This window comes from Blautia sp. JLR.GB0024 (genome assembly GCF_037000545.1).
GTDB lineage: Bacteria > Bacillota > Clostridia > Lachnospirales > Lachnospiraceae > Blautia > Blautia celeris.
On sequence record NZ_JBANBF010000013.1, the window covers coordinates 20,083 to 35,913 of the forward strand.

Sequence of the window (15,831 nt, forward strand, 5' to 3'; positions counted from 1 at the left end):
CCGGATAAAAATTGCAAAGTATATCTTTACAAATATGCGAATGCATGATATATTAAAAATATAAAGGACAGCCGCCCACAAGGTGAGTTGACCATCATAAGATATAGAGAGACCACCCTTCGACCGGTCAAAGTTTCAGGGTGGTTTTTCTATGTAGATTACTTACAAAACATAAATATGAATGTAAGTAATGCCAATAGGAACAGACCAAAGGTCATTATATCCTGAAAAAAACCAGAAAAAGGACTAGATTCCTTTTTCCGGTTTTTCATATTTTTATATCAACTTACTCAATTCCCATCAGATCACACAGTGACAGAATATAAATCCTTCCCGCATTCACCGCATCCTCAATATCCACATTCTCATTATAAGAATGAATACCTTCCGTATTGGACGGACCATACTGAATGGTCGGAATACCCTGTGCGCGGTACTCTCTGGCATCGCTGGATGCCCACTGGTAAGCCGGGATCACATCGATTCCCCACAGTGCCTCTGCATTTTTCTTCACTGTCTGGACAATGGCTGCATCCTCATCTGTGTAGTTTCCTTCACTCTTCCACTGCGCTTCGTACTCAATGCCTGTCTCACCGCTCTCACGGATGATAGTGCGCACCATCTCTTCAATCTCCTCATGGTCCACACCGATAGGCAGACGTACATCCACGATTGCCTCACAGTAATCCGGAACCATATTCGGGCGTGTTCCGCCCTGAATCACGCCGACATTGGCGGAAACATGGCTGATCACCTCACCGATTCCCGGCTCGCCGATCTCCTGCTGCGCGATGAGCTTGGAGTTCTCCAGGGCATGAGCCTGGCTGTCCTTGAAATGGCCTTCAATCTTTGTCAGACCCTGCAGCTTATCCAGAACCTTGGAAAGCTTGATGATGGCATTTTCCCCTTTGAATCCGCCCAGGCTTCCGTGTGCAGATTTGCCGTAGGCCTTCATGATCAGGGTCAGACCACCCTTCTGGCCGATCTCAATGGTATTGTTGGATGTCGGCTCTGCGATCAGGCAGGCATTTGCATCCTTGGCATAGCCATTTTCACACAGCCATTTAGAACCGTATTCTCCGCCGCTCTCCTCATCGGATACAATGTGCAGACGGACATTTCCGTTTAAAGGAGCACCTGACTCTGTAAGGATCTTCATGGCAAACAGAAGGCCTGCCACACCGGCTTTCATGTCGGAAGTTCCTCTTCCCAGAATCAGCTTGTCTGTCACTTCACCGGAGAAGGGGTCAAAGTCCCACTGTTCTCTGTCGCCGGCAGGAACCACGTCCACATGTCCGTTTAAGATCACGCTGAAGCCGTCCTCTTTGCCGATTTTCGCAAGTACACACGGGAAATCAGGATGCGCGGCAACTTCCTCGCTGTCAATCCCTGCCTCTTTCAGGTAATTCTTAACAAAGTCTACAACTTCTCTCTGTGTTCCCGTAGGATTTTCACTTGGGATCCGGATCAGGTCAGAAACCAGTTTAATAAAATCATCTGTCTGGCTTTCAGCCAGTTTCAGGATCTCTGCTCTTGTAATATTACTCATTTTCGCTCACACTTTCTTGTCAAATGCAGTAATCCGGCTCATTTGCCAAACCACTGCTGTCAAATGATATCCATTTTATTTCTCATCATACAGGAAGCAGGCAACCTGATGGCCCTCTCCCTGATTCATCAGCTTAGGTGTTTCTTTACGGCAGCGCTCCATGCACTGCGGACATCTGCCTGCCAGCGGACAGCCTATTTGTTCTCCGATAGGACTGGGGATATCTCCCTTTAAGACGATTCTCTCTTTCTTTACAAAAGGAGATTCCGTGGGAATCGCGGACAGCAGTGCCTTTGTATAGGGATGCAGCGGGTTGTCGTACAGTTTATCCGCGTCACACAATTCCACGATCCTTCCCAGATACATAATGGCGATCCTGTCACTTACATGCTTGATGACACCCAGGTCATGGGAGATAAACACATAGGTCAGGTTATATTCCTTTTGCAGACGGTTAAACAGGTTCAGCACCTGGGCCTGGATAGATACGTCCAGTGCGGAAACCGGCTCATCGCAGATGATCAGCTTGGGATTCAGGGCAAGGGCGCGGGCAACATTGATACGCTGCCTCTGGCCGCCTGAAAACTCATGAGGGAAACGGTTTACGTGCTGTACATCAAGGCCGACCTCACGCATGAGGCCCAGCACCTTGTCATCCCTTTTCTTCTTGTCCGGCTCCAGCTTGTGTACTACAAGAGGCTCCGCAATGATCTTCGCCGCTGTTTTTCTGGGGTCCAGGGAAGAATAGGGGTCCTGGAATACCATCTGGATATCCCTCTTTAAATCCTTCAGCTCTTTCCCCTGTAAGGAGAAAATGTCTCTGCCATTGTACTCCACACTTCCGGAAGTGGCTTTGTGAAGCTGGATGAGAGTCTTTCCAAATGTGGATTTACCGCATCCTGATTCTCCGATGATACCCAGTGTCTCACCCTCATAGATATCCACGGAAACGTCATTGACCGCGTGGAGGATCTGGGGCTGCTCACCGAATTTACTGGCTTTTATTTTAAATTCTTTGGTCAGATTCCTGACCTTCATAAGAACCTTTTTCTCATCCTTCATTTTCTTCGTTCACTTCCCCTCTGACTAATTTGTTCTCCAGATTCTGCCTGTGACATGCCACAAAATGACCCGGCTCCACTTCAACGAGAGGCGGAACCTCAGCACGGCATTTTTCCGTCACATACGGGCAGCGGTTGTAGAAATTACAGCATTTACCTGTCAGACGCAGATCAGGCGGTGTACCCGGAATGGTGTTCAGCATACCCTTGTTCTCGTCAGAGAGCTTTGGCATGGAATCCAGAAGTCCCCATGTATACGGGTGCAGGGGTTTGGAGTACAGCTCCTTGGTGGTTGCGTACTCAACAGTATTGCCTGCGTACAGGACCATAACGGTATCGCACATCTCCCACACAACGCCCAGGTTATGGGTGATCAGCAGAATGGAGGTATTGTACTCATCCTGCAGCTCTTTTAACAGGGCCAGGACCTGTGCCTGAACGGTAACGTCAAGGGCAGTGGTAGGCTCATCGGCGATAACCAGCTTTGGCTTGCAGCACACAGCCATAGCGATGATGACACGCTGGCACATACCGCCGGACAGCTCGTAAGGATATGCCTCCATACGTTTTTCCGGCTGGGGGATGCCCACTTTATTCAGGGCTTCCACTGCCATATTCCAGGCTGTTTTCTTATCCACATCCTGATGGGCACAGATCATCTCAACCATCTGGTTTCCAATCTTAAATACAGGGTCCAGACTTGTCATAGGATCCTGGAAGATAACTGCTATATCCTTGCCGCGGAAGTCCAGAAGCTCTTTTTTATTAAGCTTCAGCACATCCTTGCCGTCAAAGTTGATCTCACCGCCCACGATCTTTCCGGTACGCGGCGGGAGCAGACGTATGATGGATGAGGAGCTTACACTCTTTCCTGAGCCGGATTCTCCCACGATTCCCATGGTCTCACCTTTTTTCAACTCAAAACTGACACCATCCACCGCTTTTGACACGCCGCTTGCAAGGAAAAAATATGTCTTCAAATCTTTTACTGTCAGTAAGGTATCACTCATAATAACTCCTCATCTATTCGTATTTTTCCTTCATTTCCTTAAAGTCTCTTCTGATCGCCTCCAAAAGTTCCGGATTCGTCAGAACATCCACTGCCGTCATTGCCATAGCCTTGGAGCCAACAGCGATCGTCTTGTGTCCGGCCTCGCTGTAGCAGGCATCCTCAAACTCTTTTGTATGACCTCTGGTCTCAGGCACTACCAGGACATAAGACTGAAGTCCCGGTATCTCATGGGTCACATTGCCCATATCTGTACAGCCGATACCCAGGGCTCTTTCCCTCGGCTTAACAATTTCGCCCAGATCTGTAAAATTCTTCCGAAGAGCCTCTTCCAGAGACTGATTGTTACGGATATCCTCATAGGCAAGTCCGTCGTCGGAAATCTCAAGTCTTGTATTGGTGATCTCCGCTACGTGTTCACATATCTTTTTAAAGCGTTCCAGCAGTTCCAGCTTATACTTCATGCTGAAGGAACGAATTGTAAATCTGGCCTGGCAGTGGTCCGGAATATAGATGGGTTCCTCTCCGCCTTTGGAGATGATACCCAGAATTTTTCCTTTGTCAGCCAGCTCCAGACGCATGGAGTTCACGATCTGGAACAGATCCAGGATGGGATTCAGGGCACTGATACCTTCCTCCGGCCATGTGGCTGCATGGGATGTCTTCCCATAGTAATCCACGATCAGGTCTGTTCTGGAATAGGAAATGTCATTTACCACGGTGTCACTGGCAGAGTGCAGAATCATGGCAATATCCAGTTCTTTGAAAGCGCCGTTGTTCAGCATGATGATCTTGCCGCCGCCGCCTTCCTCTGCGGGGGTGCCGAATACGGTGACTTTTCCGCCGATATCATCAATGACGGAATGAACTGCTTCGCCGGCTCCTACAGCCATGGCACACATCAGATTATGTCCGCAGGAATGACCCATTCCGGGAACAGCGTCGAACTCCCCGAAGATACCGATATTGGGTCCTTCTTTTCCTGTGTCGTATACAGCCTTTACGGAGGTCTCAATCCCTCCGACACCTGTTGTCACTTCAAATCCGAATTTCTTCAGAAGCTCGGACATGGACTTACAGGCATGAAATTCCTCAAAATTATATTCCGGATGTTCCCAAACTGTGTTGGAAAGTCCGATCAGCTCAGGCAGAATCTCCTCTACCCTCTTCTGTACTCTCTCTTTAAAATCGCTCATCTGGCACCTCCTGCTTATTTCTTCATCTTCGGGTCAAGGACATCACGGATACCGTCACCCAGAAGGTTGAATCCGAGAACTGTAACAAGGATAAACAGACCTGAGATCATGGCTACATGAGGAGCCGTATTCAGGCAGTCTTTACCCTGACGCAGGATACTTCCCCAGGATGAAGTAGGTGTGGAGATACCAAGTCCCAGAAAGCTCAGAGCAGCCTCGGAAATAATGGCACCTGCAACGCCTAATGTAGCGTAAACAATAACCGGGGAGAGAATGTTCGGCAGAATGTGTGAGAACAGCATCCTGATATTGGATACACCGATAACTCTTCCCGCATTACAGTATTCCTCGTTCTTGACTATATGTACCTCACCGCGGACCACCCGGGCGAAGCTGGGCACATTACCCACACCGATGGCTATGATAACATTGACCACGCCCGGCCCCAGAACTGTCATCAGGATGATAGACAGAAGTACGAATGGGAAAGCCAGAAGACCGTCCATGATACGCATGATAACCGCGTCCACGAATCCGCCCATGTAACCGGCGATCAGGCCCAGCAGGATTCCGATAATACCTGCAACAATGGTACCGCCCACTGCAACGATGATGGAAACACGGGAACCGTAAAGGATTCTGGCAAACAGATCACGCCCGAACTCGTCCGTTCCGAAAATATGGCCGTTCTGTCCAGGTGTCAGGAAAGTATCCAGAGGATGAATCTCATCCGGGTCCACGCTTGTAATGACAGGAGCAAAAATGGCAATGATCACCATGAACAGCACAATGACAAGGCCGATCATAGCAGTCTTGTTTCTTTTCAGTTTGTTCCAGACATTATTGGCCCGGCGTTCTTTTTTCAGCATTTCCTCATGGGCTTTTGCGCCTAAGGCTTCTGTATTCTGTGCGCTCATTTACTTTCCTCCTTTTCCGCTTTCGTAGCTTACTCTCGGGTTGATCAGCATGTAGACCACATCCACCAGCAGGTTGACCACAACGAACACCACTGCGATGAACAGAACGGTTCCCTGGATCAGCTGATAGTCCCTGTTGTCAATGGCACTTACGATCATGGTACCCATTCCGGGCCAGGAGAAAATACTCTCCGTCAGGATAGCACCGGTAAATGCCTGGGCAAGCTGAAGGCCCAGCACGGTAACGATTGGCGGAAGCGCATTTTTCAGTGCATGCTTCCAGATGACTACGCTCTCTTTGATACCTCTTGCACGGAGAGATTTGATAGAGTCATTATTGATAACTTCCAGCATACTGGAACGTGTGATTCTTGCAAATGTAGCTGTAGGTATGGTTGCCAGACAGAAACAGGGCAGAATCATATGGCTGATGAAATCACCCAGGCCATTACTCAGATCTCCCATACCCAGAGCCGGCAGCCACCCCAGATTTACACTGAAGGTCATAACCAGCATCATACCTAACCAGAAGATTGGCATGGACACACCCACCAGCGCCAGGATCATGAACACGTAATCCAGAATTGAATACTGGTGCAGTGCAGAAAATACGCCTATGGCAAGTCCGATGATCAGAGCGATCACAAGACTTGTGAGAGTGATGACAAGTGTATTTGGGATTCTCTCCGCGATCAGGGTTGTCACCGGTTTATTGTACACATAGGATTTTCCGAAATCCCCTTTCAGGACATTGAACATGTAATCTACATACTGTTCCGCCTTACTCTTATTCAGTCCCATTTCCTCTTCCAGTTCCGCTATGGCGTCCGGAGATGCCTGGGGCCCGAGCACGCTTCGGGCAGGATTACCTGGAATCATTCTGGTCAGAACAAAAGTCACCGTAACTACGATCAAGAGGGTTGGAATACTTTGTAAAATTCTTTTCAAAATGGTTTTTAACACGAATTTCTACCGCCCTTTTCATTTAATCTGACAAGCAGGGGGCATCGCGAACAGCAATACCCCCTGCAACCTCATTTACTCTTAACTTAACTGATTACTGCACTTTCCAGACATTTGTCCAAGGTGTTACAAAGAACATCTGGTTGTCTGCCTTCTGTACGAAATCCTGCACAGCCGGATTCAGGCCATGGATAACATTCTCATTAGAGTAGAAGATACCCGGCAGCTGTTCTGTAACGATCCTAAGTGCTTTTTTATACATTTCCGCACGTTCATTCTGGTCGGTCGCTTTCAATGCATCGTCAAGCAGCTGGTCAACTTCTGCGTTGGAGAATCCCTGTCCGTTTCCAAGAGCACCAATCTCTTTGCTGGAGAACAGTTTGTTCAGGAAGAAGTACGGGTCCGGATACCATGTCCAGGACATACCGTACATATCAGCGTTTCCTGAAGATGCGGACTCACTGAAGGTACCCCACTCGCTCTTGTTAATGTTTACTGTAACATTCAGGTTTGTCTTTAAGTAAGCCTGTACCAGAGTTGCCATTTTTTCACGTAATGCTGTGTTTGAAATATAAAGGTCGCATTCAAATCCATCCGGATATCCAGCTTCTGTAAGGAGCTTCTTAGCGCCTTCCGGATCGTAATCCGGAACCAGTTCTTCACAGGATGCGTCATATCCCCATGATCCCGGCGGCAGAGATAATTTAGCCGGAACAGCTTCACCGTACTGGTAGATGCTGGCTGTCATTTCCTCTACGTTGATTGCTTTGATCAATGCTTCTCTTACTTTTATGTCGGCTGTCGGTCCATTTACCTGATTGAAGTAAATGTAAGCCACGTGCAGACCCGGCATCTCCATTAACTGCAGCTTGGAGTCATCACGTACGGACTGAACAGCTTCGCCGGTAATACTGGATGCGATGTCAATCTCACCAGTTTTCAGGGCATTTGCTGCCTGGTTGGAATCTGTGATCACTTTGAATACCAGTTTGTCCAGGTTCGGTTCAGCTACCCAGTAATCCGGGTTCTTAACCAGTACAGACTGCTGGTCAAGCTCGAAGGATTCCATTGCGAACGGACCGGTACCTACCAGATGCGCACCGAACTCATCGCCCCATCCCTCAACTTCTTCTTTGGGAACTACGGAGTTTCCTGCGTCTGTGAGGGCTGTCAGGAATGCTGCATTCGGCTCAGCCAGTGTACATGTAACTTCCCAGTCACCTGTCACTTCTGCGTTCTCCAGCATATCCAGACGGTTCAGGGATGATTCCTTTGCGGAACGGTTTAAGGAATAAGCAACATCATCTGCTGTCATCTCACGTCCATCCTGGTATTTACCTTTCTGGAACTTAACACCCTGGCGGATCTTGAACACATATGTAAGTCCGTCGTCGCTTACTGTCCAGCTCTCTGCCAGTGAAGGTACGATTTCTGATAAATCCTTGTTGTACTCAACAACTCTGTCACATACATTGTTGATTACCTGGCCTTCATAGGAACCTGTATACATAGCCGGGTCCAGATTCCTCGGTGAAGAGGACAGGGATACGGTAAGGGTACCACCCTTTGTAGGTTCATCAGGCACTTCAATCTTTTCTTTTTCCACCTGTTTTGTTTCGCCGCCGGATTCTGTTCCTGCTTCGGTTCCCTTGTCAGCCGTGTCTTTTTTGCTGTCGTTTCCTGAGCTTCCACACGCTGTCAGGGAGGATACACAGAGTACAGCAGCAAGAGCTAATGCTAAACTCTTTCTTTTCATAATTTTCCTCCTTTTACTGCCTTGTTGTAATACTTTACCAAGATAAAGTTATTTATTTGCCCCATCTCTATCAAATTTTCCTCAACGAAATGTAGCCTGAGACAAATTTTATAGGTATTATACCTTTTAGTGCTTTAAATTGCAACTCCTTTTTCGACATAATATGCAAATTCCTATTGATTTTCAGCGGTCATTGTTATAGACTGGATAAAAACGCACATTTATGGGAGGAATTTGTAATGATATTAAGACAGGTTCTGGAATTATTCGACTTGCTCGACACACCGTCAGCAAACGGAAAACAGATCACAGATTTATTAAAAGAGCGCGGCGCACACGAAGTAACCGTGGAAACCGTCACAAGTGAAAAAGGCAGCACAGACTGCATCACTGTACTGATCAAGGGCAGCAACGGAAAATCAAGCGGCGGCAGCGCACCGACTCTGGGTATTATCGGACGTCTGGGCGGTCTGGGCGCACGTCCGGAACTGACAGGCTTCGTTTCCGACGGCGACGGTGCTCTTGCAGCACTCTCCGCAGGCCTCAAGCTGGCAGAGATGAATAAAAACGGCGATGTACTCAAAGGCGACATCCTGGTTGCCACTCACATCTGCCCGGATGCTCCTACACAGGACCACTATCCTGTTCCGTTCATGGATTCATCCATCGACATGCAGACCAACAACGAAAAAGAAGTGGACCCGCGCATGGATGCCATTATCTCCATTGACACCACAAAGGGAAACAAAGTCATCAACACCAACGGCTTTGCCATCTCCCCAACTATCAAAAGCGGCTACATTCTGGAAGTCAGCGATGACCTCTTAGACGTAATGACCCGCGTGACCGGAAAACTGCCCTATGTATTCCCGGTTTCCCAGCAGGACATCACACCTTACGGCAATGACCTGCACCACTTAAACAGCATCCTGCAGCCCGCAACCGCTACAGATGCCCCGGTAGTAGGTGTAGCCATCACCACAGAGCAGCCGGTAGCCGGCTGTGCAACAGGTGCCAGCCATCCTCTCGACGTAGAATCTGCAGCAAGATTCGCGGTTGAGGTAGCCAAAGATTACGGAGAAGGCAAAATTTCCTTCTACAACGAACAGGAATACGCTCACCTTCTGGAACTCTACGGCGAAATGAAAGTCTTCCAGACCTTCGGCAAATAAACAAACACAGTTACGAAACAAATACAAATCTCACAACAAAAGACAAGGTGCTCACTATGAAAAAATCTGATATGAACAACACTCCGGCCAGCCGGACACAGACAAAAATAGGAGCCATCACCATAGGACAGAGTCCCCGGACCGACATTACCGGGGACATCTGTCCTTTATTGGCTCCCAACATCACCCTGCAGGAATACGGTGCCCTGGACCCTTTTGACGCTGACTATATCAACCAAAACTTTGCCCCCGGCCCTGACAGCTCCGTTCTGGTCACCCGCATGCGCGACGCCTCCCAGGTCATCATCGGTGAGGAGCACATCCTACCTCTGGTCCAGTCCTGCATCACCCGTGCCGAAGCCGACGGCTGCCAGGCCACCGTCCTCCTATGCACAGGCAAATTTCCCAAACTAAAACACAAAAAGATGCTCATCATCCCCCAGCCCCTCATACACAGCGTCCTCAAAAAGCTGGCCGATGACCGCCCCATAGGCCTCCTGGTCCCCGACGAATCCCAAATCCCCCAGGCGGAAAGCTGGTTCTCTGAGAGCGACATTCAAATCAAGGTCCGTGCCCTCTCCCCCTACCTTGAATCCACCCTCCTGGAAGAGCGCGCCCGCTCCCTTCAGCAGGAAAACCTCTCCCTGATCCTCCCCGACTGCATGGGCTACAGCATCACCCTAAAAAACCAGCTCCAAACCCTCCTAAAAACCCCAGTCCTCCTCCCCCGCACCTTCATCTCCTCCCTCCTAAACGAACTCTACGGCTCCTGACCCCCAGGAGCCCCATCCCCAGCTCAAGCCCGTGAGTCAAGCAACCCCGGTGCCTTGACCGGGGCCTTTTTTTGACTTAGCAGGACTTCCACCGCGGGAAGGCCGCCCGCGAAAGAGAACGGCTGTTCTTGCCTGCTCTTCCTTCGCTTATGCCGTCCGTGAGCCACTTTCATCCGTGTGCCACTTTCATCTGTAAACCATTAAAAATCCCTAATTGTTATAAACAACCACCCCATCAATAACAACCCACTTCACCAAAGACTCCACCTTAAGCGGACTCCCACTCATCACAACAACATCTCCATCCTTCCCCACTTCCAGCGACCCGACTCTATCCTCAACTCCCAAATGTTTTGCAGGATTTATCGTAATCGCCTTCAAAGCATCAAACTCATCCATCCCCGCCTTCACAGCAAGTCCTGCGCAAAGCGGCAGATATTCCTGAGGAATCACCGGCGCATCCGTGATAATAGAAACCTGGCATCCCATAGAAGCCAAAACTCCCGGCGTCGTCCAACTCTTATTCTGCAGCTCAAACTTCGTGGCATGAGTCAGCGTCGGTCCCACAGCCATAGGCACGTGCTCACCCGCCAGCTCATCTGCGATCATATGTCCCTCTGTCACATGCTCCAGCGTAATATCCAGCCCAAACTCTTTTGCAATACGCAGGGCTGTAAATATATCATTAGCCTGATGTGCATGTGCCTTCAGAGGTATCTCTTTCTTCAGTACAGGGATCAGGGACTCCAACTTCAGATTAAATTCCGGCTGCTTCTGCACATCATCCCCTGCCGCCTCTTTCTTCTCCATATAAGCCTTTGCCTTAAACAGCTCATTCCTGAGAAGTGCCGCAGTTGTCATCCTGGAGGTATCCCCCTTATCCTGGTAACAATTCTTGGGGTTCTCCCCGAACGCACACTTCATTGCCACAGGATATTTCACTACCATTTTATCAATCCGTTTACCCGCAGTCTTCACTGCCGCAAAGGTTCCGCCCAGTACATCCGCACTGCCCGGACCGGTTCCGATGCAAGTTACTCCTGCTTCTCTTGCATGCTGGAAGCATGGGTCAAAGGGATTGATTCCGTCGATCGCGCGAAGCTGAGGCGTCACCAGATCGTTGAGTTCACAGTAATCCCTTCCCTCATAACCGATTCCGTAACCGTCCAGACCGGTGTGGCAGTGTGCCTCCACAAACCCCGGATACACCTCCAGACCCTCCGCGTCGATCACTTCTGTCCCCTCCGGAATTTCCAGATCCGCACCGATTCCGCGAATTTTTCCATCCTCGATCAAGACATCTCCTTTGATGGGTTCCTTCTGTGTCATTGTGTAAATCAGACCATTTTTAATGCATAACATAATCTTATCCTCCGTAAAATTTTACTCTTATGTTATCATACTGCAATTCCTGCAGTTAGACAATACTGCTTTCAGTAATACCCTTTCGCAGCACCGGCTTTACGGAGTCTCTTTATACACATCTGTACGTACACTGCCGATTTTACCGTCAGCAGTAAAAGCTATGAACATATTCCATGACTGATCAGCAAATTCACATGGTACCTGCACATTGGAATAATCCCCTGCCTGAGCTCCCAGCCAGGCGGCTTTTGTTCCTTTATATTCACCTGACGCTTCTACTGCAGCCGTTATAGACTGTTCCAGCTCCCCGCTGTCTACAATAGCCTTCATCTCATCATCATATTCGTAATCATTCACCAGATTATCATGATTGGCAGCGATCAGATCCTCCGTAAAAGCAACTGCAGTCTCCATGAGCTTCCTTCCGTCACTCTCAGAAATCTGTTCTGCCTCTGCTGCCGGGCCTTCCATATCAACTTCAGGTACATCTTCACCCGGTGTCTCCGTATCTGCGGAAGCTTCCTGCTTTTTATCATCCTTAACGGTATCCTTATCCGCCTTGTCTGTCTTATCCCCACAGCCTGCCAGTGCAAATACTGCTGCTGTCATTAAAATGACTAACGCTTTTTTTCTCATTATACTCCTCCTGTCCGCGGCAGTGCCGCTGTTAATTCGTTTCTGCTTACACTATACCATGTCTTTTAAAAATCGCAAAGCGCCATTACATAAAATATGGTTTTTTAAACAAAAAACGACATAGTTTCTTCATATAATAATGTCATTCTTTACCAATCTTCAGAAATTGTCGATGATTATCCGTTGCCATTTCAGGAAAGATGCGTTACTATAGGACTGACCTGTTGACTATATTCGATAGAAAGGATTTACCATGCAGTTACAAGTTAAAAACATGCTTTCTAACCGTTCACGCATTTATGTTCTCTGTGAATTAGTCTTTCTCGCGGGAGTTTTTGTCTTCTGCGCGTACTGGGCACACCTGCTGCCTCTGGATGCCGGTCCTGACGAAAAAATGCGTTATGATATCCCCATGTACATTTACGAACACGGCAGACTCCCCCACGGCGGTGACCCCTCCATAAGAAATCCAATATGGGGAACCTCCTATGCGTTTCTGCCCATATTATCCTATATAATATCAGCCCTGTTTATGAAAATCATGAGCATTTTCTCCACAGACCCCCAGCATCTTCTGTGGGCCGCCAGGCTTGTATCTGCCTGCTTTACCACCGGAGCTGTATTCTTTGTCTTCCGCGCCGGCAAAAAACTGTTTGACGGATACAGCAAATGGTTCTTTGTCTGTCTGGTAGCTGTTCTGCCTGAGGCTCTGTTCATGGGTGTCTATGTAAATAACGACGCCATGGCGATCTGCTGCGGCGCGGCGATCATATACTACTGGATCATTGGCATGGAGAGGAATTGGGATATCCCCAGCTGTGTACTACTTGGCCTCTGGCTTGGGCTGTGCGCCATGTCATATCTGAACGCTTACGGCTTTCTGCTTTGCAGCATTTTTGTCTTTACCCTGAGCTGCCTGACCGACAGTAAAAAGCAGATTGACTGGAAATACTGGCTGAAACGGGGGCTTGTGGTTGCGGCTTTCGGCCTCCTGATCTGCGGATGGTGGTTTGTCCGCAATTATATGATTTACGACGGAGACTGGCTGGGGCTGGCTACCAGCAACGACTTTGCCGACCGGTATGCACAGGAGCAGTTCCGCCCCTCCACTGCCCTCTCTTCCGGACGGGCACAGGGCTACACCATCCTCTCCATGCTCACCGGACACTGGATGTTTGATGTCCTGCGCAGTTTTGTGGGTGTGTTCGGGCAGTTCCAATACTGGGTGGATTCCTGGATCATTGTCCTTTACTACATTTTATTCACAGCAGGACTGATCGGATGCCTGATGCAGGCGGGTAAAATGTTCCGAATCCGGAAGGATGGGGAGATACAGAAAAAGGCTGTTTTCAACTGGGGAATGCTGATCGCTGCCCTCACGCCTGTCATCCTGAACTTTTATCACTCCTACTGGGTGGATTACCAGCCTCAGGGACGCTATATGCTGCCCGGGCTTGTGCCCATGATGTACTTCACTGTATGCGGTATCACATATTTGGCAGAACGCTTTATCCCTAAAATGAAATACCGGAATATCCTGTCAGCTATTCTCTGCAGTGCTCTGGTACTGATCACCATAAAAGAATTTTTCCGTATTTATTAAAAAAGCTTCCCGCACGCCATGTGCGGAAAGCTTTTTTTCTGCGTTTCTGCGGTAAAGTATCCTTGTATTTACAGCCTTTTTTCAAACCCATATTCCCGCAGTACAAAGTCATCAAATTTCTCCTCATAGATGCCCTCTGCCTGTGCAAACCCATTCTTACGGTACAAATGTACTGCAGGTTCATTGATATCTACAACGAACAGGCGCAGATACTCCGCATTTTTCTGCAAAGCAAGTTCCGCCGCGTTCCTAAGCATTACCCTGCCCAATCCCTGCCGCAGGTACTTTACATTCACACCGAGCCGGTCTATATAAAGAGCTTTTGCATCTGCATTTTCCCATTTCACAAAAGGTTCCCCCTCATTGGATTCACATAAGGCAAACGCTGCCGCTATGTCATCCCCATTTTTGAGTATATACAGGCGGCCGGCCCTGATATCCTCCTCCAAAAACACACAGGGATAGATCTCATCCCATATCCGGACATTGCTGTGGTTCATATGGTCTGTTATTTCCCTGAACATTGCCTTTAATTCCGGCAGCTCTCCCATATACGCCGGCCTTACATCCATATCCGCACCTCCCTTATTTTTTCCTCACATCACTGGGTTTACACCCGTATATCTCCCGGAACATTCTGTTAAACAGCTTATAATTGGCAAACCCATGCTTCTCCGACAGTTCCATGACCCCTTCCCCTGTACTGCACAGATCATGGTAAATATGCATCAGCCGTATCTGGTTTACATAACGCGAAAATGTCACGCCCATATTCTGTCTGAAGAAACGGCTGAAATACTCCCTGCTCAAATAAAAATGGGATGCGATCTCCTCCAGAGATATTTTCTCCGCGTGATGTTCTTCAATATAGGCCGTCATCTCCGCCAAACGTTCCAAAACAGTTTCATCGTTCACCGCTCCTGCAAAATCCTCCGCAGCAGAGAAATGGTTCACCAGTTCAAAAAGCACCTCCATAGCCACAGCCTGGCTCTGCAGGCGGTAACCCGGAGGCCTGGTCACATACAGGGGCGGCAGACGCTTTAAAAGTCCGCATATCTCCAGGTATTTATCCAGTTTTTCCTTTTTCAGCGTCTGTCTGGAACAATGGATACGGTACTCGTCAATCTTTGACATATAATTCTTCATAATGGCCCTGGAATAGTGGATCACCACCATCATGGAGACTCTGGCACACTGTGCCTCATGGATCTGGTTGGAATCCACAACAAGAAATTCCCCTGCCACCAGACTGTGGTCTTTTCCTTCTATAGTAATAGTCGCCGTCCCGTTCAGCACATAGATTAGCTCAATGGCGGAATGCCAGTGGGGCGGGCTGTACCGTCCCTTCTTTGTATGGTAGGCAATATGGATCCCTGTTTTCTCAAGCTCGAACAACGGCTCATAAATCATTTTCTGCAAATAAATACCTCCGTCAATGTCAACATTGCCCTAATAAATAGCTAAAGAAATATCTAAAATCTGCTGTTAACTCATGATAACATAATATACGTAGTAAGGAAAAGCAAAAAATGAAAGGAGATTTCATTATGAACAAATACACAATGTATGCGGGTACTGCAGGGGCTATCCAGACAGCGGAAGCAAAAGAAGAAAAGAAAGCATCCTTATGGGAGCGTTTCATAAACTATATGATTGAAAATGTAGACATCATCGCACCGGGTATCATTATGATGAACGGCGGTTATTACGTGCCGACAAAAAAATAATATAACCGCTATGAGAGAGAAACAGTTCAAAACACACCGGAACGAATAAACAGCAGGATAAGCTATCAAAAGCCGCCTGCTGTTTTTCTTATTCACATCTTTAT

General features: G+C 48.3%; 15 protein-coding genes. 4 read left to right on the forward strand and 11 right to left on the reverse strand.

Annotated features, from left to right (window positions below):
* Window positions 1-286: 286 nt before the first annotated feature.
* From V8Q34_RS21645 to V8Q34_RS21675, 7 genes are all read right to left on the reverse strand, one after another.
* Entirely contained in the window at window positions 287-1,549 is a 1,263-nt protein-coding gene (locus V8Q34_RS21645) for a M20 family metallopeptidase (RefSeq protein WP_187370538.1), read from the reverse strand.
* Window positions 1,550-1,624: 75 nt separating this feature from the next.
* Window positions 1,625-2,611 carry an ABC transporter ATP-binding protein gene (locus tag V8Q34_RS21650; protein WP_033140002.1) on the reverse strand — a complete coding sequence of 329 codons (987 nt, stop codon included), beginning with the start codon at window positions 2,609-2,611 and terminating at the stop codon, window positions 1,625-1,627.
* Window positions 2,601-3,620, reverse strand: a complete 1,020-nt coding sequence (locus V8Q34_RS21655; protein ID WP_033140003.1) for an ABC transporter ATP-binding protein — start codon at window positions 3,618-3,620, stop codon at window positions 2,601-2,603. The genes V8Q34_RS21650 and V8Q34_RS21655 overlap by 11 nt, the downstream gene beginning before the upstream one ends.
* Window positions 3,621-3,633: 13 nt before the next feature.
* Entirely contained in the window at window positions 3,634-4,815 is a 1,182-nt protein-coding gene (locus V8Q34_RS21660) for a M20 family metallopeptidase (protein WP_033140004.1), read from the reverse strand.
* A gap of 14 nt (window positions 4,816-4,829) precedes the next feature.
* Window positions 4,830-5,732, reverse strand: coding sequence for an ABC transporter permease (locus V8Q34_RS21665; RefSeq protein WP_033140005.1), 903 nt, complete (start codon window positions 5,730-5,732; stop codon window positions 4,830-4,832).
* On the reverse strand, window positions 5,733-6,695 hold the full coding sequence (locus tag V8Q34_RS21670) for an ABC transporter permease (RefSeq protein ID WP_033140006.1): 963 nt from the start codon (window positions 6,693-6,695) through the stop codon (window positions 5,733-5,735).
* 94 nt (window positions 6,696-6,789) lie between these two features.
* Window positions 6,790-8,451 carry an ABC transporter substrate-binding protein gene (locus tag V8Q34_RS21675; protein WP_033140007.1) on the reverse strand — a complete coding sequence of 554 codons (1,662 nt, stop codon included), beginning with the start codon at window positions 8,449-8,451 and terminating at the stop codon, window positions 6,790-6,792.
* 239 nt (window positions 8,452-8,690) lie between these two features.
* Between V8Q34_RS21675 and V8Q34_RS21680 the strand changes: the two genes are divergently transcribed.
* Window positions 8,691-9,623 carry a DUF1177 domain-containing protein gene (locus tag V8Q34_RS21680; RefSeq protein ID WP_033140008.1) on the forward strand — a complete coding sequence of 311 codons (933 nt, stop codon included), beginning with the start codon at window positions 8,691-8,693 and terminating at the stop codon, window positions 9,621-9,623.
* A 56-nt stretch (window positions 9,624-9,679) separates the two neighbouring features.
* Complete coding sequence (locus tag V8Q34_RS21685) at window positions 9,680-10,396, forward strand: AroM family protein (protein WP_335836305.1); 717 nt, start codon at window positions 9,680-9,682, stop codon at window positions 10,394-10,396.
* Window positions 10,397-10,606: 210 nt separating this feature from the next.
* On the opposite strand, the gene V8Q34_RS21690 is transcribed toward V8Q34_RS21685, so the two are convergent.
* Window positions 10,607-11,758 carry an amidohydrolase gene (locus tag V8Q34_RS21690; RefSeq protein ID WP_335836306.1) on the reverse strand — a complete coding sequence of 384 codons (1,152 nt, stop codon included), beginning with the start codon at window positions 11,756-11,758 and terminating at the stop codon, window positions 10,607-10,609.
* 99 nt (window positions 11,759-11,857) lie between these two features.
* Complete coding sequence (locus V8Q34_RS21695) at window positions 11,858-12,397, reverse strand: DUF3887 domain-containing protein (RefSeq protein ID WP_103731142.1); 540 nt, start codon at window positions 12,395-12,397, stop codon at window positions 11,858-11,860.
* 253 nt (window positions 12,398-12,650) lie between these two features.
* Here V8Q34_RS21695 and V8Q34_RS21700 point away from each other — a divergent pair, with 253 nt between their 5' ends.
* Window positions 12,651-14,000, forward strand: a complete 1,350-nt coding sequence (locus V8Q34_RS21700; protein ID WP_148391832.1) for an ArnT family glycosyltransferase — start codon at window positions 12,651-12,653, stop codon at window positions 13,998-14,000.
* Between the two features lie 68 nt (window positions 14,001-14,068).
* Here V8Q34_RS21700 and V8Q34_RS21705 read toward each other — a convergent pair whose 3' ends face one another.
* Together V8Q34_RS21705 and V8Q34_RS21710 are read right to left on the reverse strand one after the other, a co-directional pair.
* The gene (locus V8Q34_RS21705) at window positions 14,069-14,572 is read right to left on the reverse strand and encodes a GNAT family N-acetyltransferase (RefSeq protein ID WP_335836307.1); all 504 of its coding nucleotides are present in this window, start codon (window positions 14,570-14,572) and stop codon (window positions 14,069-14,071) included.
* A 13-nt stretch (window positions 14,573-14,585) separates the two neighbouring features.
* A complete protein-coding gene (locus tag V8Q34_RS21710) occupies window positions 14,586-15,410 on the reverse strand; it encodes an AraC family transcriptional regulator (protein WP_103731157.1) in 825 nt (274 codons plus the stop codon).
* Window positions 15,411-15,547: 137 nt separating this feature from the next.
* Here V8Q34_RS21710 and V8Q34_RS21715 point away from each other — a divergent pair, with 137 nt between their 5' ends.
* Window positions 15,548-15,727 (forward strand): hypothetical protein, encoded by a 180-nt coding sequence (locus tag V8Q34_RS21715; protein WP_054351777.1) that lies wholly within the window; start codon window positions 15,548-15,550, stop codon window positions 15,725-15,727.
* The last annotated feature ends 104 nt before the right edge of the window (window positions 15,728-15,831 follow it).